At 65.6% G+C, this 19,715-nt stretch carries 19 protein-coding genes and 1 pseudogene; 6 read left to right on the top strand and 14 right to left on the bottom strand.

Annotation, left to right across the window (positions count from 1 at the left end; genetic code table 11):
* Positions 1 to 73: 73 nt before the first annotated feature.
* Both ACVIW0_RS09875 and ACVIW0_RS09870 read left to right on the top strand, forming a co-directional pair.
* Entirely contained in the window at positions 74 to 862 is a 789-nt protein-coding gene (locus ACVIW0_RS09875; RefSeq protein WP_461352140.1) for an ATP-binding cassette domain-containing protein, read from the top strand.
* Complete coding sequence (locus tag ACVIW0_RS09870) at positions 859 to 2,421, top strand: ABC transporter permease/substrate-binding protein (protein ID WP_461352139.1); 1,563 nt, start codon at positions 859 to 861, stop codon at positions 2,419 to 2,421. The genes ACVIW0_RS09875 and ACVIW0_RS09870 overlap by 4 nt, the downstream gene beginning before the upstream one ends.
* Positions 2,422 to 2,520: 99 nt before the next feature.
* Here the strand turns inward: ACVIW0_RS09870 and ACVIW0_RS09865 are convergent, their stop codons facing one another.
* Positions 2,521 to 4,233 (bottom strand): sulfatase-like hydrolase/transferase, encoded by a 1,713-nt coding sequence (locus tag ACVIW0_RS09865; protein WP_461352138.1) that lies wholly within the window; start codon positions 4,231 to 4,233, stop codon positions 2,521 to 2,523.
* Positions 4,234 to 4,400: 167 nt separating this feature from the next.
* Positions 4,401 to 5,102 (bottom strand): TetR/AcrR family transcriptional regulator, encoded by a 702-nt coding sequence (locus ACVIW0_RS09860; protein ID WP_461352137.1) that lies wholly within the window; start codon positions 5,100 to 5,102, stop codon positions 4,401 to 4,403.
* Between the two features lie 109 nt (positions 5,103 to 5,211).
* Between ACVIW0_RS09860 and ACVIW0_RS09855 the strand changes: the two genes are divergently transcribed.
* The gene (locus ACVIW0_RS09855) at positions 5,212 to 5,832 is read left to right on the top strand and encodes a hypothetical protein (protein ID WP_461352136.1); all 621 of its coding nucleotides are present in this window, start codon (positions 5,212 to 5,214) and stop codon (positions 5,830 to 5,832) included.
* Positions 5,833 to 5,844: 12 nt separating this feature from the next.
* Here the strand turns inward: ACVIW0_RS09855 and ACVIW0_RS09850 are convergent, their stop codons facing one another.
* Both ACVIW0_RS09850 and ACVIW0_RS09845 read right to left on the bottom strand, forming a co-directional pair.
* Entirely contained in the window at positions 5,845 to 6,078 is a 234-nt protein-coding gene (locus ACVIW0_RS09850) for a hypothetical protein (RefSeq protein WP_461352135.1), read from the bottom strand.
* Between the two features lie 28 nt (positions 6,079 to 6,106).
* On the bottom strand, positions 6,107 to 6,274 hold the full coding sequence (locus tag ACVIW0_RS09845) for a hypothetical protein (protein WP_461352134.1): 168 nt from the start codon (positions 6,272 to 6,274) through the stop codon (positions 6,107 to 6,109).
* 14 nt (positions 6,275 to 6,288) lie between these two features.
* On the opposite strand from ACVIW0_RS09845, the gene ACVIW0_RS09840 reads away from it, so the two are divergent.
* Both ACVIW0_RS09840 and ACVIW0_RS09835 read left to right on the top strand, forming a co-directional pair.
* Positions 6,289 to 7,305, top strand: a complete 1,017-nt coding sequence (locus ACVIW0_RS09840; RefSeq protein ID WP_461352133.1) for an adenylate/guanylate cyclase domain-containing protein — start codon at positions 6,289 to 6,291, stop codon at positions 7,303 to 7,305.
* 187 nt (positions 7,306 to 7,492) lie between these two features.
* Entirely contained in the window at positions 7,493 to 8,599 is a 1,107-nt protein-coding gene (locus ACVIW0_RS09835) for a DUF2336 domain-containing protein (RefSeq protein WP_461352132.1), read from the top strand.
* A 158-nt stretch (positions 8,600 to 8,757) separates the two neighbouring features.
* On the opposite strand, the gene ilvC is transcribed toward ACVIW0_RS09835, so the two are convergent.
* The 8 genes and pseudogenes from ilvC to miaA form a co-directional block, all read right to left on the bottom strand.
* On the bottom strand, positions 8,758 to 9,777 hold the full coding sequence (gene ilvC / locus ACVIW0_RS09830; RefSeq protein ID WP_050401884.1) for a ketol-acid reductoisomerase: 1,020 nt from the start codon (positions 9,775 to 9,777) through the stop codon (positions 8,758 to 8,760).
* A gap of 149 nt (positions 9,778 to 9,926) precedes the next feature.
* Positions 9,927 to 10,163: pseudogene (locus tag ACVIW0_RS09825) on the bottom strand (LysE family translocator); the annotation flags it as partial.
* A 51-nt stretch (positions 10,164 to 10,214) separates the two neighbouring features.
* Positions 10,215 to 11,090, bottom strand: coding sequence for an EamA family transporter (locus ACVIW0_RS09820; protein ID WP_461352131.1), 876 nt, complete (start codon positions 11,088 to 11,090; stop codon positions 10,215 to 10,217).
* A 49-nt stretch (positions 11,091 to 11,139) separates the two neighbouring features.
* A complete protein-coding gene (locus tag ACVIW0_RS09815; RefSeq protein WP_461352130.1) occupies positions 11,140 to 11,835 on the bottom strand; it encodes a class I SAM-dependent methyltransferase in 696 nt (231 codons plus the stop codon).
* A gap of 3 nt (positions 11,836 to 11,838) precedes the next feature.
* On the bottom strand, positions 11,839 to 12,381 hold the full coding sequence (gene ilvN / locus ACVIW0_RS09810; protein ID WP_016841057.1) for an acetolactate synthase small subunit: 543 nt from the start codon (positions 12,379 to 12,381) through the stop codon (positions 11,839 to 11,841).
* 21 nt (positions 12,382 to 12,402) lie between these two features.
* Positions 12,403 to 13,389, bottom strand: coding sequence for a threonine dehydratase (locus ACVIW0_RS09805; protein WP_461352129.1), 987 nt, complete (start codon positions 13,387 to 13,389; stop codon positions 12,403 to 12,405).
* A gap of 153 nt (positions 13,390 to 13,542) precedes the next feature.
* Entirely contained in the window at positions 13,543 to 15,318 is a 1,776-nt protein-coding gene (locus ACVIW0_RS09800) for an acetolactate synthase 3 large subunit (protein ID WP_461352128.1), read from the bottom strand.
* Between the two features lie 450 nt (positions 15,319 to 15,768).
* Complete coding sequence (gene miaA / locus ACVIW0_RS09795; RefSeq protein WP_461357290.1) at positions 15,769 to 16,698, bottom strand: tRNA (adenosine(37)-N6)-dimethylallyltransferase MiaA; 930 nt, start codon at positions 16,696 to 16,698, stop codon at positions 15,769 to 15,771.
* Here miaA and serB point away from each other — a divergent pair.
* Positions 16,697 to 17,614: a phosphoserine phosphatase SerB gene (gene serB, locus ACVIW0_RS09790; protein ID WP_461352127.1), complete on the top strand. Its 918-nt coding sequence runs from the start codon at positions 16,697 to 16,699 to the stop codon at positions 17,612 to 17,614. The two genes, miaA and serB, sit on opposite strands and share 2 nt — an antisense overlap.
* A gap of 131 nt (positions 17,615 to 17,745) precedes the next feature.
* Here serB and ACVIW0_RS09785 read toward each other — a convergent pair whose 3' ends face one another.
* Positions 17,746 to 19,242 (bottom strand): Do family serine endopeptidase, encoded by a 1,497-nt coding sequence (locus tag ACVIW0_RS09785; RefSeq protein ID WP_461352126.1) that lies wholly within the window; start codon positions 19,240 to 19,242, stop codon positions 17,746 to 17,748.
* Positions 19,243 to 19,399: 157 nt separating this feature from the next.
* A complete protein-coding gene (locus ACVIW0_RS09780) occupies positions 19,400 to 19,600 on the bottom strand; it encodes a DUF2065 domain-containing protein (RefSeq protein WP_050628416.1) in 201 nt (66 codons plus the stop codon).
* Between the last annotated feature and the right edge of the window lie 115 nt (positions 19,601 to 19,715).

Raw genomic sequence — 19,715 nt, 5'->3', positions numbered from 1 at the left:
TGCACTTCGAGTCAAAGTCCATTTTATGGGCTATCACTGTCGTTCACGATCGTGAGACTGAGGTCGCCCTGGAATGCCTGCAACGCCGCTGATTGCCTACGCGCATGTCGGCAAGAGTTTTGACAACGGTCGCGTGGTGGCGGTCGACGATGTCTCGCTCGACGTGGCCGAGGGCGAATTCCTCGCGGTTGTCGGCGGCTCGGGGTCCGGCAAGACGACGCTGCTCAGGCTCGCCAACCGCCTGATCGAAGCCGACTGCGGCCAGATCGCCGTCGAGGGCGAGGATGTCAGCCGCATCGACCCGATCCAGCTGCGCCGCCGCATCGGCTATGTCTTCCAGAGCGGCGGGTTATTCCCGCATCTTTCCGTCGCCGGCAATATCGGCATCACGCCGACGCTGCTCGGCTGGCCGCAAGCGGAGATCTCGGCGCGCGTCGACGAGCTGCTCGATCTGGTGCGGCTCGACCGCGCGCAATATCGCGACCGTCTGCCGCACGAGCTCTCCGGCGGCCAGCGCCAACGCGTCGGCGTCGCGCGTGCGCTGGCCGCGAAGCCGCGAATCGTGCTGATGGACGAGCCGTTCGGCGCGCTCGATCCGCTGACCCGCGACGCGCTCGGCGACGATTATCGCGCGCTGCACCGCAAACTTGGCCTGACCACAATCATGATCACCCACGACATGACCGAGGCGTTGCTGCTGGCCGATCGTGTCGCGGTCATGCATGGCGGCCGGCTGCTGGCCCAGGGCACGCCGGCGGACCTCTCGGCCAGCACCGATGGCTATGTCGGCGAGCTCATGCGCACGCCGCGACGACAGGCGGAACGGCTCGGTGCATTGCTGCCGCGGGACGGCACCGCATGAGCCCGTTCGCAGATCCACGCTGGAGCGAGGCGCTTTCCCATCTGGCCGACTATCTGGGCAGTCATGTGCGGGTCAGTGTCACTGCGCTGGCGCTCGGGCTTCTCGTCAGCCTGCCGCTCGCCATCATCGCCCGCAACCGGCCGGTGCTGCGCACGACGCTGCTCGGGCTCGCCAGCGTCGTGCAGACCGTGCCCGGTCTCGCGCTGCTCGCGCTGTTCTATCCACTGCTGCTGGCGCTTGCAGCGCTGACCGCGGCGTGGCTCGGCTTCAGCTTCTCCGCCTTCGGCTTCCTCCCCGCGGTGCTGGCGCTCGCGCTCTATTCGATGCTGCCGGTGCTGCGCAACACCATCACCGGCCTGTCGGGCGTCGATCCCGCCGTGCTGGAGGCCGCCCAAGGCGTCGGCATGACGCCGCGGCAATCGCTCACCATGGTCGAGCTGCCGCTGGCACTGCCGGTGATGATGGCGGGGATCCGCACCGCCGCGGTGTGGGTGATCGGCACCGCGACGCTGTCGACGCCGATCGGCCAGACCAGCCTCGGTAACTATATCTTCGCAGGCCTGCAGACCCAGAACTGGGTGTTCGTGCTGTTCGGCTGCTTTGCCGCCGCGGTTCTCGCACTTGTCGTCGACCAGTTGCTGGCGCTGATCGAGAATGGCCTGCGCAGTCGCAGCCGGATCCGGACCGCGCTCGGCGGGCTCGGCATTGCCGCCCTGATCGGCGCGACGCTGGTGCCCGCACTCGCGCGTCCGCATGCGCGCTATGTGGTCGGTGCCAAGACCTTCACCGAGCAATATGTGCTTTCGGCGCTGATGGCGCAGCGGCTGCAAGCGGCCGGGCTGTCGGCCACGACCCGCGCCGGCCTCGGCTCCAACGTGATCTTCGACGCGCTCGCGTCAGGCGATATCGACGTCTATGTCGACTATTCCGGCACGCTGTGGGCCAACCAGCTCCACCACACCGACATCAGGCCCCGTGCCGAGCTGCTGGGTGAACTGAAGACGACGCTCGCGAGGCAGAACATCACGCTGTTCGGCGAGCTCGGCTTCGAGAATGCCTATGCGCTGGTGATGCCGAAGAAGCGCGCTGAATCGCTCGGCATCCATTCGATCGCCGATCTGGCAGCGCATGCCACGACGATGTCGATCGCAGGAGATTACGAGTTTTTCTCGCGCCCGGAATGGGCCAGCCTTCAGAAGGCCTATGGACTGACCTTCCGCGCCCAGCGTCAGATGCAGCCGGATTTCATGTACGCGGCGGTCGCCTCCGGCGAGGTCGACGTCATCGCGGGCTACACCAGCGACGGGCTGATCGCGAAATTCGACCTGGTCGCGCTCGAGGACAACAGGCACGCCATCCCGCCCTATGACGCGATCGTGCTGCTGTCGCCGCAGCGGCGAGATGACGAGGCGCTGAAGTCTGCGCTGCGGCCGCTGCTCGGCAGGATCGACATCGCCGGGATGCGCGAGACCAACCTGCGCGCATCGGGCAATGATGCATCGTCCTCGCCGGACGCCGTCGCGCGCTGGCTGTGGGAGAAGATCGGGGGAAAATCGTAGGATGGGTAGAGCGCAGCGAAACCCATCATCTCGCCTCGGGTAACAAATGATGGGTTTCGCTGCGCTCTACCCATCCTACAATCATCGGGATGATCGCGCCTACAATCCCTTGATGATCCCCGCGTCGATCAACAGGCGGTTGAAGCGGCGCGCTTCGGCGCCGTCCTTGCAGGAATAGAACGCGCCGTTGCAGCGAAGCATGATGGCCTTCTGCTCCTCGAACGAGGGATCGAGCGGAATGCCGGCGGCCTCCTGGATCACCAGCGGCAGGTAGGCGGCATCGATCGTGTTCATCACCGCCGGGCTCTTCACCGGTTCGAAGTTGACGGCGTCGATCGCGTAATAGGTCGCGTAGTAACGCGGATCGTAATCCATCAGCTTCTTGCCGATGCCGGCCTCGTCGAGCTCGGGGTCGAGCAGCTGCGGCGAGAATTCCGGCTGGTGATCGCCGTAGCGCACGATCAGGAACGGCTGCGCCGGAAACTTCTTCTTCAGCGCCGCGACAAAGCCGGCATAGTCGTTGGCGCTCATCGCCTGCCGGCGCAGATATTCATCGACCGACGGCGTGTTGCCCGGCCGCTTCCATGCCGGCAGCAGGTGGGGACGGAACTTGGTCTCCCACGGAAAATGGTTGGCGGCGAGATAGACGAAGGTGAACAGCGGCGCGCCCGACGTCTTCTGCTCCGCCATCAGCTTCAGCGCCTTGTCGTAGAAGAAGCTGTCGGGCTCGACGTCCTTGGCATGCAGATCATGCGCGTCGTAGAATTGCTGGATGCCGGTCGTGATCTGGAAATTGCGCGCGCTCATGAAGGCGCCGAACGCCGGATACAGCGAAAGCGTCTCATAGCCGCAGCGGCGCAGCGCCAGCGGCAGGCCGCGCGCGACCCGGCCGGATGCGATGCGGGTGACGAAATAGGAGAACCGGCCGAACGAGCGCGAGGACAATCCCGCCAGCACGTTGTATTCGGTGAACCAGCTCGGCCCGCCATTGCTCTCGGCGAGGAATTTGCGCTCGATCCCGTCATAGGACTTGAACTGGCTGCCATAGCCCGGCGGCACCTTGACGCCGGATGCGGCGCGGATGTCGAAGCTCGATTCATCATGGATCATGATGATGTTCGGCCGCCGGCCGGCAGGATGGCAGGCATCGACCAGCGGCATCTTGAGCTGGTCGCTCGCGCTCGGATCCGACTCCATGAAGCCATAGGTGACGAAGTCGGACACTGCGGTCACGCCGGAGCGCGCGAATTTCGACAGATAGCCGTCGTCGTAATAGCCGCGCCAGGCTTCATCCGGCCAGGCGAAGGCATAGCCCGAGAGCGCCGCGGTGCAGGCAAGGCACGCCGCCGCGGCCGGCAGGCGGCGGATGCGGAATGGATCGAGCCACCATAGCGCGTACATCAGAGGCAGCGTGACGAGACCGGCGCCTATGATCGACCAGCGCAGGTTCGGGAAGATCGTGAGCAGGAACGCTGCGGTGTCGCGGTCGATCACCATCAGGTCGACGAAGTTCGCGGTCATCTGCACCACGTCGTGCTTGAAGCGCGACAGCAGCACCAGCACCACGACCAGCGTCAGCGACAGCGCGCCCGACAGCGCCGGCCGGCGCAGCAATGCGATGAACAGGAAGTTGAGGATTCCCCAGGTCAGCAGGAAGCAGAGCCGCGAGCCGAAATCGGTCTCGGTCCGCAGCATCAGGATCAGCGCGCCGAGATGCGGCGCGGCGACCGCCATCAACCGCCAGATTCCGATCGCGGCGAGACCGCCGGCGAGCGCGGCAACCGAGGAGTTTTGCTGAGGCGCGGGCGCCATGGGCGGGACGCAATACGACCCGGCGCAATACCACGGCCTTGACTGGCAACGGCCAGGAGGCACACGGCACAGCCGGTGTCTGCACCATGTCACAAAATCGTAATTGAATCGTCATGAACGCGCAATGAATTTGCCCGCGCCGGCATGCCGCGACGAGCCGTGCGCCGTTAGACCTTGGCCGCAGGCGCCGCGGGCCTTGCGATGCCCGCGATGAAGAGGTCGACGATGTCGGCGGCCATCCGCTCGACCTCGGCTTCGCCGACGCCCCAGCGCGGCAGATGGCCGTCGATGTGCATCCGGGCGAAACCATAGACCAGCGCGCGGCCGGCGATCTGGACCTGCTTCAGGTCGCGCGCCGCGAGCTGGCCGGCTGAAAAGGCCTCCGCCAGCGTGCGCTCGGTCAAGCCGATCAACTCGGCATTGTCGCTGGAGACGCCGGCCGAGCGGTCGTGGTCGAACAAGCGGCGGCTGGAGATGATCTCGAAATGGGTCGGGTTCTTCATCGCCCAGCGCAGATAGGCGATTCCGAGGCAGCGGAAGCGGCCGAGCGGATCGCCGGCCGGCGCATCGGCCAGCGCGGTCTCGATCTCCGCGCGGAAGCGGCGCTGCGCCTCCTCGGCCACCGCGTTCATCAGGGCATCCCGGCTCGGGAAGTGCCGGAACGGGGCGCCGGGCGAGACCCCGGCGCGGCGGGCGGCCTCGCGCACGCTGACCGCCGCCGGCCCGCCCTCGCCGACCAGCTGCATCGCCGCGTCGATCAGGACCCGCCGGAGGTCGCCATGGTGATAGGGCCTGGCCGCCGCCGTGCGCGACGCGGCGCGACGCGGCTTGGCCGGACGGGTGGACTGCGGTTTGGCGGGGCGGCGCATCGGCCCTGCTCTAGCATCACCCCCTTGTGAATGTAAGCGCCGATTACACGGATTGCCGCATCGACGATCGACATGTAACTGGTGATTACATTCTCGAAGGAGGCCGGATATGTCGATGCGTCGCACCTGGTTCGAAGGCTGGCGGCTGTTCGGCCTGCTCACGCTGACCCTGATCGGGCTTTCGCTTGGGATCGCGGGGATGCGGCAGTTCGAGGCCGAGGGCGTGCGGATGGTGATCCGCTTCACGGCCCGTACCTCGCTGCTGTTCTTCTGCCTCGCCTTCTCCGCCGCGGCGCTGGCGCGGCTCTGGCCGAACGCCTGGACGCACTGGCAGCGCCGCAACCGCCGCTACCTCGGCGTCAGCTTCGCCGCCTCGCACGCCATCCACGCGGTCGCCATCACCGCGTTCGCAATGCTCGATTCGCATGGCTTCGCTGCCGCGACCTCGGTTGCCTCGTACATCTTCGGCGGCATCGGCTATCTCGCGATCATCGCGATGACCGCGACCTCGTTCGATCGCACGGCCGCGCTGCTGGGACCGCGCGCCTGGCACAGGCTGCATCTGATCGGCGGCTATTATCTGCTGCTGCAGTTCATGGTCTCGTTCGGCAAGCGGATTCCCGAGATGCCGCTTTACGCGCTGTTCCTCGTGCCGCTCGCCGCGGTGTTCACGCTCAGGATGATCAGCATGGCCGCACGGCCCGCACCGCAGCAGGCACGGGCGAGCTAGGATCAGGCCACCTTACACGAGATGAAACTTGCGGCCGAGCCGGCGATGCACCGACAGCACCGCGCGATCGACGTCGCTGATCAGGCTGTCGCCGAGCACGACATTCGGAATCTCCCAGTTGCGCCCGATCCGCGCATCGGGCAGCGCGGCGACCGCGGGCACGCGCGCGGTCTCGCAGCCGGGTTGGGCGCGCAGCGCCTCATCGGCGAGTTGGGTCAGTTCGTCCTGGCTCTTTCCGTCAGTCATGACCCCGGTCCTGACTCCGGAAGATGGCTCACTGATGGCCGAGATTCTCCAGTTCCCTGGCCCGGGCCTCGGTCATGCTGCGCATGCATTCGCCGGCATCGAGCCGCGCGATGGTGCCCCTCGCCGAGGTCGTAATACAGGCAGTCGGCGTCGCGGTACCGCGACTGGCCTTTCCGATCCATGCGGGATATTTCATGTGCTGGAGGGACCATGCGCCGCGCCCTGACGCCTGTGATCATTCTGGCCGCGTTCGGCCTGCTCGTCGGCGGACTATTCCGCCATACCTTCGATCAACCCAACGAGGCGTCGGTCGCGAACTATCTGCGCAGCGCCGTCGAGGGCGCCGCCATCACCCTGATCCTCTGGGGCTCGCATCTTTATCTCGTCTCGCATGGCAGCTGGTTGCGGCAGCGGCCGCTCATTGTCGAGCTGGTTGCGCGCTCCGTCATCCTCGCCGTCATCGTCGCGGTTGCCGCGATTGTGCTGGAGGTCGTGCTCAACGGACATGGGCTCGAGGCGAACTGGTTTCGTGATACGTTCTTCAAGATCATCGGCGTCGCGCTGCTGCTCTCGATTCCTATCACGACGATCTACGAGCTGGTTCGGATGATCGGCGGGCGAACGCTGCTCAATGTCGTGCTCGGACGCTATCGCCAGCCGGTGCGCGAGCAGCGCGTGCTGCTGTTTCTCGACCTGGTCGGCTCGACCACGCTGGCGGAACAGATGGGCGAGCTGCGCGTGCAGGAGCTGTTGACGCGCTTCTTCTCCGACATCGACGACGCGATCGTGGCGCATGGCGGCGAGGTCCATGCCTATGTCGGCGACGAAGTCATCGTGACCTGGCCGGTCAGCAACGGCCGGCCGTCGCGCTGGCTCGACTGCGTGTTCGCGATCGAGGACCGCCTCGCCAAGCGCGCCGATTATTATCGCAAGCAGTTCGGCGTCGCGCCTGCATTCCGGGCGGGAATGCATGCCGGTCCGGTGGTCGTCGCCGAATGCGGCGACTCGCGGCGGCAGATTGCCTATTTCGGCGACACCGTGAACGTCACGGCGCGACTGCAGGCGCATTGCAAGGAGGCTGGCCGGCCGCTGCTGGTCTCGGGCGAGCTGCTTCGCCTGCTGCCGGCGGAGCCGGACTTTGTCATCGAGCCGCTCGGCGCGACGCACTTGCGCGGCCGCGCCGCGCCGATCGACATCTTCGCCGTCGCGCGGCGCGCATTGCCCTAAACGATCGCTTAAAGTGCGCTTGTCTCCATGGCTGCATCGAACGCGCAAATTGAATCGGATCCGGTGGCGGTCCGTTAAGGATGGCGATGGACCCGTATTTGCACCGGGTTCCACCTTAACGCAGGTGTAAGATCACGATCGATATCCTGCAGGCTGTTGTTATCAAACAAAACAAGGTTGCCCATCGATGGCGCAACAGGCGTCACAATCGATTATTGCCGAACTCGAGGATGCGGTCCGCGACGGGACGTCGGCCAAGCGCGTGCAGACGCTGCGGCAGGTCACCGATCTGTTCCTGAACGACGGCGACCGTCTCAACGATGAACAGGTCAAGGTGTTCGACGACGTGCTCTGCCTGCTCGTCGCGCGCGTCGAGACACGTGCGCGGGCCGAGCTCAGCAAGCGGCTCGCGCCGCTCGACTATGCGCCGTTTGATGTGATTCACCATCTCGCCTGGGACGACGACATCAGCGTCGCCGGCGAGGTGCTGACCCACTCCAGCCGCCTGTCAAACGCCGCACTACGCGAGATTGCCAGCAGCAAGGGCCAGGACCATCTGTTCGCGATCTCCGCTCGGGAAAACCTGCCGTCACTCGTCACCGACGTGATCATCGATCGCGGCGAGGACAAGGTAATCCGGCGCCTGGCCAAGAACGCCGGCGCACAATTCTCTGACAAAGGTTATTCCACGATCGTCGCGCGCGCCGAGGGCGACGACGAGCTGGTCGAGATCCTCGGGTTGCGCATCGACATTCCGGCCAAGCTGCTGCGCGACCTGCTGCTGCGCGCCAAGGAGACCGTGCGCGCCCGCCTGCTCGCAATCGCCTCGCCCCGGGCGCGCGAGGAGATCAGCCAGGTGCTGAACGACATCGCCCAGGAAGAGGCCGCAGCGCCACGCCGCAACTACGGCATCGCCGAAGAGCTGGTCAAGCTGATGAAGCAGCTCAACGAGCTCGACGACGCGGCTGTCTACAAATTTGCCGAGGCCGGAAAGTTCGACGAGGTCACGGTTTCGCTTGCCGTCCTCAACGACATGCCGATCGGGATGATCGAGCGCCTGATGCTCGGGCTGCGTTCCGACCTGCTGCTGATCCCGTGCCGCTCGGCGCGGCTGAACTGGCCGACCGTCGAGACCATCCTGCGCAACCGGCCGCTGCCGCACGCCATCGACCACACGACGTTGGAGATCGCGCATCGCGATTACCGGCGGCTGTCGCTGGAGACCGCGCAGCGCACGGTGCGGTTCTGGCAGCTCCACAACAGGATCGAGAAGCAGCCGATGGCAGCCGGTTAGGCGCTACGTTGTGCTTGTGACAAAGAAAAAAGGGTGGGCAATGCGCCCACCCTTTTTCGTTGATGCGTAGGGTGGGTTAGCCGGAGGCGTAACCCACCGCGTCTCCGCGGAACGAAGTGGTGGGTTACGCTTCGCTAACCAACCCTACCAGACCGCGCTTAGTTCTTGCTCTTGTCGACCAGCGCGCCCTTCTTGATCCAGGGCATCATGTCGCGCAGCTTGGCGCCGACTTCCTCGATCGGATGGGCCGCGAGCTTGGCACGGGTCGCCTTGAACGAGGTCTGGTTGACCTTGTTTTCGAGCATCCAGTCGCGGGCGAACTTGCCGCCCTGGATGTCGGCCAGCACGCGCTTCATCTCCGCCTTGGTCTCGGCCGTGACGATGCGCGGACCGGTGACGTACTCGCCGTACTCGGCGGTGTTGGAGATCGAGTAGTTCATGTTGGCGATGCCGCCTTCATAGATCAGGTCGACGATCAGCTTCACTTCGTGCAGGCACTCGAAATAGGCCATCTCGGGCGCGTAGCCGGCCTCGACCAGCGTCTCGTAGCCGCCCTTGATCAGCTCGACCAGGCCGCCGCAGAGCACCACCTGCTCGCCGAACAGGTCGGTCTCGCACTCTTCCTTGAAGGTGGTCTCGATGATGCCGGCGCGGCCGCCGCCGATCGCCGAGGCGTAGCTGAGGCCGAGGTCATGGGCGTTGCCCGACGAATCCTTGGCGATCGCGATCAGGCAGGGCACGCCGCCGCCGCGCTGGTACTCCGAGCGCACGGTGTGGCCGGGGCCCTTCGGCGCGATCATCAGCACGTCGAGGTCGGCGCGCGGATCGAGCAGGTTGAAGTGCACGTTGAGGCCGTGGGCGAAGACCAGCGCCGCGCCCTTCTTCATGTTGTCGTGCAGGTGCTCGCGATAGATGTCGCCCTGCAATTCGTCCGGGGTCAGCATCATGACGAGGTCGGCCCACTTGGCGGCCTCGGCGACTTCCATCACCTTGAAGCCGGCGTTCTCGGCCTTCTTGGCCGAGGCCGAACCCTTGCGCAGGGCGATCGCCACGTCCTTGACGCCGGAATCCTTCAGGTTGAGCGCATGGGCGTGGCCCTGGCTGCCGTAGCCGACGATGGCGACCTTCTTGCCCTTGATCAGGTTCAGGTCGGCATCGCGATCGTAGTAAACTCGCATCGTGGTTTCCTCGTTTGAAGGGGCCAAAATCGGCCGATGAATCAGGCTTTCGGAAGGTCAGAACCACCGGACGCCCGCGAATTTCCGGCGTTGTCTAGAGCATTTTCCCGCTCAGGGGAAACCCTCATCTCGCATGGCGCGGTGCGGCATCATGCGTCCATGAAGACCGGGTAGAGCGAGGCCTGCAGCAGGATGGCCATGACGACGTTGGTGGCACGGATCGCCCGGGGCGAGTCAGGACCGGCCGCAGGGCGGTGCCGAACAGGGCCCAGACGATGCAGGACACCGTTCCCAGCATCAGGCTGAGGCCGACCTGGATCGCGATGTTCCAGGGAAAGGCGGCAATCGCCGCTGGCATTGATCCACTGGAACATGGTGGCGCCCCAAAGACGGCGAACACGACAAAGGCGAGCAGCAGCGAATTCGACATGGTGCCCTCACGCGACCTTCGGCAGCGCTTTTGGCCGCTTCGACAGCAGCATCACGGCAATGCCGGCGATCACAGCGACCATGCCGGCGAGCCGCAGCGGCCCGAATCTCTCACCGAACACGATGCTGGAGGCGGCGGAGCCGACGAACGGCACCAATAGCGCGAACGGCACCACCTGCGCCGCGGGATAATCCCTGAGCAGCCGGCCCCACAGCCAATAGGCGATGCTGGTCGAGATGCCGCCGAGACAGAGCACGCAGATCAGCCCGGTCAGCGACATGTGGCTCAGCGCCTGCCAGGTCGGCTGCGGCCCGTTGCTGATCAGGGTCAGCACCGCGAGCGGCACCGCGGCGGACAGGCACAGCCAGGCGAACAGGTCGAACATCGGCGCGGCGTGCGCCTGCCGCAGCAACAGATTGCCGATCGCGAAGCTGATCGGACAGATCATCAGAATGGCGAAGGCCGAGACGCTGAAATCGTAACCGACCGTGCCGCAGATCATCAGCAAACCGAGCGCGGCGATCGCGACCCCGATCGCCTGCGTCCGCGTCGGCATCTCGCCGAATGCGATCGCCGCGAACGCGATGGTGAACAGCGCCTGGCTCTGCACGACCACGCTGGAGAGGCCGACCGGCACGCCATGCGCGATCGCGAAGGCCTGCGCGAGGAACTGGCCGAGGAACAGCGTGAAGCTGATGGCGATCAGCAGCGGCCAGGAGATGCCGGGCTTGCGCAGGAACAGACACGGCAGCGCGGCGATGCCAAAGCGCAGCGTCGTCATCAGCTCCGGCGAGAACTCGTCGAGCGCGATCCGGCTCGCGACGAACGCAAGTCCCCAGATCACCGCGACCATGACGGCGATGCCAACATCGGCCGGCTTCATCGTTGTTCTTCTTTGCTTCCGTTTCGCTGTCGGTCGGGGCGGTCGAGGACTAGATTTGCTCGTCCGGCTTTGGTTTGCGCAGCAGATAGGTGCCGTGCAGTGGCGCGTGATAGTCGGCGGCGACCAGCGTGAAGCCGGTCTCGGTGAGCATCCGCTCCATCACCCAGCCGAAGGTCGAGTATTCGTCGCGCATGTGGGTCATCACGCTTTCGCGCTCGAAATCGTGATTCTTGATCGAGAAATCGGCCCAGCCCTCGACGTCGCGATCGACGCCGTCGGGCATGCTGACGAACACCATGTCGCGCAGATAGAAATTCGCGCCAGGCTTCAGCGCGTTGAAGATCCGCGACAACGCCACGGCTTTCCAAAAATCCGGCAGATGGTGCAGCGTAAACTCGCTGACGATCAGATCATAGGAACTCGGTTGATAGGCAAAGGACAGCAAGCCGGCCGGCTGGGTCCGGATTTTCGCCTTGCGGTCGCGCGCGTAGATTTCGGCAAGCCCGATCATTGCTGGCGAGATGTCGATAGCGTCGACCTCGGCACCCATCAGCGCCGCCTCGGTCGCCAGCACGCCGTTGCCGCAGCCGATATCGGCGATCCGCCAGCCCGGCTTGACGCCGAGCATGCTCAGCGCCTGACGGGCACGGACATCGCTATCCTCGCTGACGTCATAGATCGAGGCCACCGCGGTATCGAGACCGACCCGCCGCCGTTGCGTGTAGTACCAGTCGCGCGCCAACATGACTCACATCCCTTCCGGCCCACGCGTGATCGCGGCCACCCCGGTTCGTGACACCTCGACCAGGCCCAGCGGGCGCATCAGGTCGATGAACTGACTGATCTTGGACGAATTGCCTGTGATCTCGAACACGAAGCTCTCGGTCGTGGCGTCGATCACCCGGGCGCGAAACGCATCCGCCAGCCGCAGCGCCTCGACGCGGTGATCGCCGCCGCCCCTGACCTTGACCATTGCAAGCTCGCGCTCGATCGAGCTGCCGGTCAGCGTCATGTCGACGACGCGGTAGACCGGGATCATGCGATCGAGCTGGTGCTTGATCTGCTGGATCACCATCGGCGTGCCTGTCGTGACGATCGTAATCCGCGACAGATGTTTCTGGCTCTCGGTCTCCGAGACGGTGAGACTTTCGATGTTGTAGCCGCGGCCGGAGAACAGCCCGATCACGCGCGCGAGCACACCGGGTTCGTTCTGCACGAGCACGGACAGCGTGTGCGTCTCGTTGGGATCGTGACGTTCTTCGAGGAAGTAGGCGGATGCGGGCTGGTTCATGATCGTCCCCTTACATTCTTTTCACGCCACCGCCCGCTGGGCGGCCGGCGCAGCATCCGTCCCAATCCAGGTCCGGAACAGATCGAAATCGATATTGCCGCCGCTCAGGATCAGGCCGACCCGCTTGCCGGCGAGCCTGTTCTTCTCCTGCAGTGCGGCCGCGAGCGCCGCAGCACCTGCGCCCTCGGCGAGATTGTGGGTGTCGGTCCAATAGGCCCGGATCGCCTGGGCGACCTCGTCGTCGGTGACCTGCACGATGCGCGAGGCGCCCTTCTCAATCAGCGCGAACGCGTCCGCATCCGGAATCCGCGTCGCCATGCCATCGGCCAGCGTGTTGCTGGCCGCGGTGGTCACGATCTTGCCGGCCGCAAACGACAGGGCGTAGGACGGCGCCTCGGTCGACTGCACGCCGACGATCTCGGTCTTCAGTCCGAGCAGGTCGCGCGCCATGATGCAGCCGCAGATCCCGGAGCCCTGCCCGATCGGCACATAGAGAATGTCGAGGTCGGGCGCAGACCGGAACAGCTCGAGCGCGTAGGTCGCAACGCCCAGCACAAGGTCGAGGTGGAACGACGGCACCATGTGCAGGCCGGCGAACTGGGCGCGGCGCTCGGCCTCTTCGCGTGCGGCCTGGAAGTCCTCGCCATGCTCGACGAGCTCGGCGCCGAACGCGTGCATGGCGCGGTTCTTCTCGACCGAATTGCCACGCGGCACGTAGATCACAACCGGCACGCCGTGACGCCCGGCCGCAAAGGCCAGGCTCTGGCCGTGATTGCCGCGCGTCGCCGAGATGATGCCGGGCACGTCGGGCCGCTCGCGCTTCAACCGCTCGAGATAGACCAGGCCGCCGCGCACCTTGAAGGCGCCGGTCGGCGTGTGGTTCTCATGCTTGACCACGACCTCGGTGCCGAGCCGCTCGGCCAGCAACGGCCAGGCATACGCCGGCGTCGCCGGCACCGCAGTGCCGACGATCCTGTGCGCGCGCTCGAGCCCGTTGAGGTCAAACATGTTGGTTTCCAGTCGCTCTGCTTTCTGTCTTGTCATCCCCGCGAAAGCGGGCATCCAGTATTCCAGAGACGTCCGATAGTAACCGAGATGCCGCGGCGTACTGGATCGCCCGGTCAAGCCGGGCGATGACAATGGAATTTGTGTCCGCCATCATCACACCAGCGCCTTGCCGCCGGAGAACGCCTTCGCGGTGGCCTCGTCGGTGGCCTCTTCCGGCAGCAGCATCTCGTTATGCGCCTTGCCCGACGGGATCATCGGGAAGCAGTTCTCCAGCGCGGCAACGCGGCAGTCGAACAGCACCGGGCGCTTGATCGAGATCATCTCCTTGATCGCGCCGTCGAGATCGGACGGCTTGGTCGCCTGCAGCCCGACGCAGCCATAGGCGTCGGCGAGCTTGACGAAGTCCGGCAGCGCCTCCGAGTACGAATGCGACAGGCGGTTGCCGTGCAAGAGCTGCTGCCACTGCCGCACCATGCCCATGTACTGGTTGTTCAGGATGAAGATCTTGATCGGCAGCTCGAACTGGACCGCCGTCGACATTTCCTGGATCGTCATCTGCACCGAGGCGTCGCCGGCGATGTCGATCACCAGGCTGTCCGGATGCGCCACCTGGACGCCGACCGCGGCAGGCAGGCCGTAGCCCATGGTGCCGAGCCCGCCCGAGGTCATCCAGCGGTGCGGCTCCTCGAAGCCGAAGAACTGCGCGGCCCACATCTGGTGCTGACCGACCTCGGTCGTGATGTAGGTGTCCTTGCCGCGGGTCAGCTCGAACAGGCGCTGGATCGCGTATTGCGGCAGGATGATATCGTTGTTCTTGCGGTAGGACAGCGAATTGCGCGCGCGCCATTGCGCGATCTGCTGCCACCACGTCTTGATGTCCGGCTTCTTCGCCTCCGCCTTGAACACCTGCAGCAAGTCGCCGAGCACATTGCCGCAGTCGCCGATGATCGGCACGTCGACTCGGATGTTCTTGTTGATCGAGGACGGATCGATGTCGATGTGGATCTTCTTCGAGCCCGGCGAGAATGCGTCGGTGCGGCCGGTGATCCGGTCGTCGAAGCGCGCGCCGACGCACAACATGACGTCGCAATCATGCATCGTCATGTTGGCCTCGTAGGTGCCGTGCATGCCCAGCATGCCGAGCCAGTTCGGCCCCGACGCCGGATAGGCGCCGAGCCCCATCAGGGTCGAGGTGATCGGGAAGCCGGTCGCCTCCACCAGTTGGCGCAGCAGCTGCGAGGCCTCGGGACCGGAATTGATCACGCCGCCGCCGGAATAGATCACCGGACGTTTTGCACTGGCGAGCAGCGCCACCGCCTTGCGGATCTGGGTCGCATCGCCCTTCACGCGCGGCGTGTAGGAGATGTGCACGTCCGACTTGCGCGGCGGATGATAGGTGCCGGTGGCGAACTGCACGTCCTTCGGCACGTCGACCACGACCGGGCCGGGCCGGCCGGTGGTGGCGACATAGAAGGCCTCGTGCAGCACTCTGGCGAGGTCGTTGACGTCGCGCACCAGCCAGTTGTGCTTGGTGGCCGGCCGGGTGATGCCGACGGTGTCGCATTCCTGGAAGGCGTCGTTGCCGATCAGATGGGTCGGCACCTGGCCGGTGATGCAGACCAGCGGGATCGAATCCATCAGCGCGTCGGTCAGCGGCGTCACCATGTTGGTGGCGCCGGGGCCCGAGGTCACCAGCACCACGCCGGGCTTGCCGGTCGAGCGGGCGTAGCCTTCGGCGGCATGGCCGGCGCCCTGCTCGTGGCGGACCAGGATGTGCTCGACCTCGCTCTGCTGGAAAATCTCGTCGTAGATCGGAAGCACCGCACCGCCGGGATAGCCGAAGACATGCTGCACGCCGTGATCGATGAGCGCGCGCACGATCATCGCGGCGCCGGTCATCTGATTGGGATCGTGGCTTTTGTCGGTCATGGTTCGCTCCGGATGCGCTTGTTTTTGCGCGGCTTTTTCAGTTCTCGTCAGTTCGGCTTCGGGCAATAAAAAGGGGCCCCAGAGGCCCCATGCACACCGCCCGAATGTGGATGGCCGCTAGCCATCCCCGGCGGTGTGCCTGGGTACGACGGCGATAAGCAGTTTGGTAATAATGTTGCGCACGAGGTGACCCAGTCTTCCCAAAGGTTGCGCGAACATAGCGGCCAAAGCCCGAATGTCAAGGCAAGGCAAGCACTTTCGCGATTTACGCACTGTACCGGGGTTCCGCCCGTTCGGCGAGTGGTTTTGCGCGATGAAACGCGCATGGCAGACGGCGTGCGGCGGCATCGGGGCGCCCGGCCAGCCCTCGTAGCCCGGATGAAGCGCAGCGAAATCCGGGGACCTTGCCGCGGAGACGCTGGCCCCGGATTACGCTTCGCTCCATCCGGGCTACGCGATCTTGCTTTGCAGCCACTCCCTCGCCGCTTCCGGCGCCACCCATTCGAATTCCGGAAGCTGGTGGCGAAACCAGGTGAACTGGCGCTTGGCGTAGTGCCGGGTGTCGGCCCGGCCGATCTCGGCGGCCTCCTTCCGGCTGATCTCGCCCGTCAGGTGCCGGATCAGCGCCGGCACGCCATGGGCTTTCATCGCCGGCAGCAGCGGATCGAGCCCGCGCGCGGCGAGCGCCGCGACCTCGTCAAGCGCACCGCCATCGAGCATCGTGTCGAACCGGGCGTCGATCCGGGCATAGAGCTGGCCGCGCTCCGGCGCGAGAAAGAGCGCATGGAATTCGCTCTGCGGCAGCAGCGGCGGCAGGCCCTCACGGTGCCAGTCCGGCAACGGGCGGCCGGTGGCCTCGACGACCTCGAGCGCGCGCGCGACGCGGGTGCGGTCGCGCGGCTTCAGCCGTTCGGCCGACACCGGATCGCGCGCGGCAAGCTCGGCATGCAGCGCCTCGACGCCGTGCCGCTCCAGCCTTGCGCGGACACCGTCGCGCACAGCGGCGGGGATCGGCGGCACCGCCGAGAGGCCGCGCGTCAGTGTCTTGAAATACAGGCCGGAGCCGCCGATGAAGATCGGCAGGCGCTTGTCCGCACGTGCCTCGCCGAGCACCCTGGTCGCATCCGCCACCCAGGCGCCGGCCGAGAAATTCACGCCGGCGTCGACATGGCCGTAGAGCCGGTGCGGAACCAGCGCTTCCTCGCTTGCGGTCGGCCGCGCCGTGATGATGCGGAGGTCGCGATAGACCTGCATCGAGTCGGTGTTGATCACGACCCCGCCGGTCCGCTGCGCAAGCGCGAGCGCCAGGGCCGACTTGCCGCTGGCGGTCGGCCCTGCGATAAGCACTGCCTTGTCCAACAATCCCGAATGCGCCTGCATGTCCCTCGTTGCCACGCTGATCTGCAATCCTGCAAGCCCCGCACTCGACTCCAGCATCGTCGACGGTGCGCGGGCCGTGCTGCCCTCACCCGGCCCGGCGCAGTGGCTGTTCAACGAGGTCGCCGTCGACATCCCGTTCGAGAGCCAGAATTCCAGCGGCGAGGCCAGCCGAGACGACATCAAGGCGATCGAAGCGCGGCTGCGCCAGGCCCGCGGCGACCTGCCGATCGACATTGTCGTGCAGCCTCGGATCGGCCGGCGCAAGAAGCTTTTTCTGGCCGACATGGATTCCACCATGATCGGCCAGGAGTGCATCGACGAGCTCGCCGACTTCGCCGGGCTCAGGTCCCATGTCGCCGCCATCACCGAACGCGCGATGCGCGGCGAAATCGAGTTCGAACCGGCGCTGCGCGAGCGCGTGGCGCTGCTCAAGGGCCTGCCGGTCAGCATCGTCGACGAGGTGCTGAACCAGCGCATCACGCTGACGCCGGGCGGCCGCGAGCTGGTCATGACCATGCGTGCGCACGGCGCCTACACCTGCCTGATTTCCGGCGGCTTCACCCTGTTCACCCAGGTGGTCGCGGCAAAAGTCGGTTTCCAGGAGAACCGTGCCAACCAGCTGCTGGTCGAGAACGGCGAGCTGACCGGCGACGTGGTCGAGCCGATCCTCGGCGGCGCCACCAAGCTCGCCACCCTGATCGAGCTCACCGAATCCTTCGACCTCGACGATATCGACACGCTGGTGGTGGGCGACGGCGCCAACGATCTCGGCATGATCCAGGCCGCAGGCCTCGGCGTCGCCTATCACGCCAAGCCGGCGGTCGCAGCCGCCGCCGCGGTCCGGATCGACCACGGCGATCTCACCGCGCTGCTGTATGCGCAGGGCTATCGGCGGGATGAGTTCGTGGCGGGGTGATCCTTGGGTGTCGTCCCGGCGAAAGCCGGGACCCATAACCACCGACGTCAGTTATTCAGAAAAGCCGTCGACCACTTCCTCACTCATTACGGCCGCGGCGTATGGGTCCCGGCTTTCGCCGGGACGACCACTTACTGCACACCCAACGCGACGAAACGCAATTCGCCGTCGCCGTTGGAGACCAGCAGCAGCACGGACTTCTTGCCGTCCTTCTTCAGCTGGTCGACGCGCTTCTTGATGTCGGCGGCGCTGGCCACCGCCTCCTGCGCCACCTCGACGATGACGTCGCCGGCCGATAGCCGCTTCTCGGCGGCGTCGGAAGCGCTATCGACGCCGGTGACGACGACGCCCTTCACGCTGTCCTTGATCTTGTACTTGGTGCGCAGGTCCTTGCTCAGCGACGCCAGGTCGAGGCCGAGCGCCTTCTGGGTCACCGGCTTCTCGGCGGTGTCGTCCTTCGGCTTGGCGTTGGCCTGCTGAACCTTGTCGGTGTCCTCGAGCCGGCCGAGCGTGACCTTGCGGGTCTCCTCATTGCCCTTGCGGATGATGACGACGTCGACTTCCTTGCCGACCGCGGTGTCGGCGACTATGCGCGACAGGTCCTTCGGGTCCTTGACGTCCTTGCCGTCGAACTTAACGACGACGTCGCCGGGCTCGATGCCGGCCGGCTTGGCCGGCCCCTTGTCGTCGATGCCGGCAACCAGTGCGCCGCGCGCCGGCTTGATGTTGAGGCTGTCGGCAATCTCGTCGGTGACCTGCTGGATGCGCACACCGAGCCAGCCGCGGCGCAGCTCGCCGAACTTCTGCAACTGGTCGACGACACCGGCCACCGTCTTCGACGGCACCGCGAAACCGAGGCCGATCGAGCCGCCGGTCGGAGAGATGATCAGCGTGTTGACGCCGATCACCTCGCCGTCGAGGTTGAACAGCGGACCGCCGGAGTTGCCGCGATTGATCGCGGCGTCGGTCTGGATGTAGCTGTCATACGGGCCCTGGCTGATGTCGCGGTTCTTGGCCGAGACGATGCCCGCGGTCACCGTGCCGCCGAGGCTGAACGGGTTGCCAATCGCGACCACCCAGTCGCCGAGGCGGATCTTGTCGCTGTCGCCGAACTTGACCGCGACGAGCGGCTTCGGCGGCTTGAACTTCAGCACCGCGAGGTCGGTCTTCTTGTCGACGCCGACCAGCTCGGCCTTGATCTTGGTGCCGTCGTTGAGAATGACGTTGATCTCGTCGGCGTCGGCGATGACATGGTTGTTGGTGACCACGATCCCCGCGGTGTCGACGATGAAGCCCGAGCCGAGCGAGTTGGTCTTGCGCGGCTGGAACTCGCCGCTCTTGTCGCCGCCCTTGCCGGGCGGCCCGCGGCGGTTCTTGAAGAAGTCGTCGAAGAATTCCTCGAACGGCGAGCCCGGCGGCAGCTGCGGCATCGTCCGGTCCTTGGCCTCGATGGTCTGCGAGGTCGAGATATTGACGACGGCGTCGATCACCTTCTCGGCGATGTCGGCGATGCCCTCGGGTCCGCGCGCGAACGCCGGCACGGAGCTCAGCATGCTCGCAGCACCGATCGAGATCGCGGCCCCCATCATGCGGAGGCGGCGGCTCAGGGCTGGTCTGGCAGCGATCATGTCGGAGTTTCTCCAGGCAACGGGTTCAAACTAGCTGGTTATAGAGTGCGCCCGAACGGGCATATGGCGCAAGCATCTCAGCCGGGCATTTCGGCGAAAAACCGACGGCGCGAGGCTCACGATTATGTTCATTCCGGCGCGATGGAACAGGCAATGTTCAGCGCCGCACCACCCAGATCAGGATCAGCCCCGCGACCGCCGAGCCGATGCCGACGATGCGCAGGATGTTGTCGGGTGTGGCGAGCGCGCTCTTCATCGCCCGGCGCATCCAGGCAGGGCTTGCCGCGAACAGGATGCCTTCGAGCACGAACAGGATTCCCAGACCGATGAGGAAGTCGCCGAACGCTATTGACCTCATCGGATGGCAACCTCCCCGCACGATGTTGTTGTTCTTGAAACGGCAGCGACGCGTTGTCCGCGTCGCTGCCAGGCCGTGATGTTCAAGCCGTGATGTTCAAGTCGCTACGTTCACG

The organism is Bradyrhizobium sp. USDA 4454, assembly GCF_054822705.1.
Note: the sequence above shows the minus strand (reverse complement) of the source record. Positions and strands in the feature narration are given on the sequence as shown.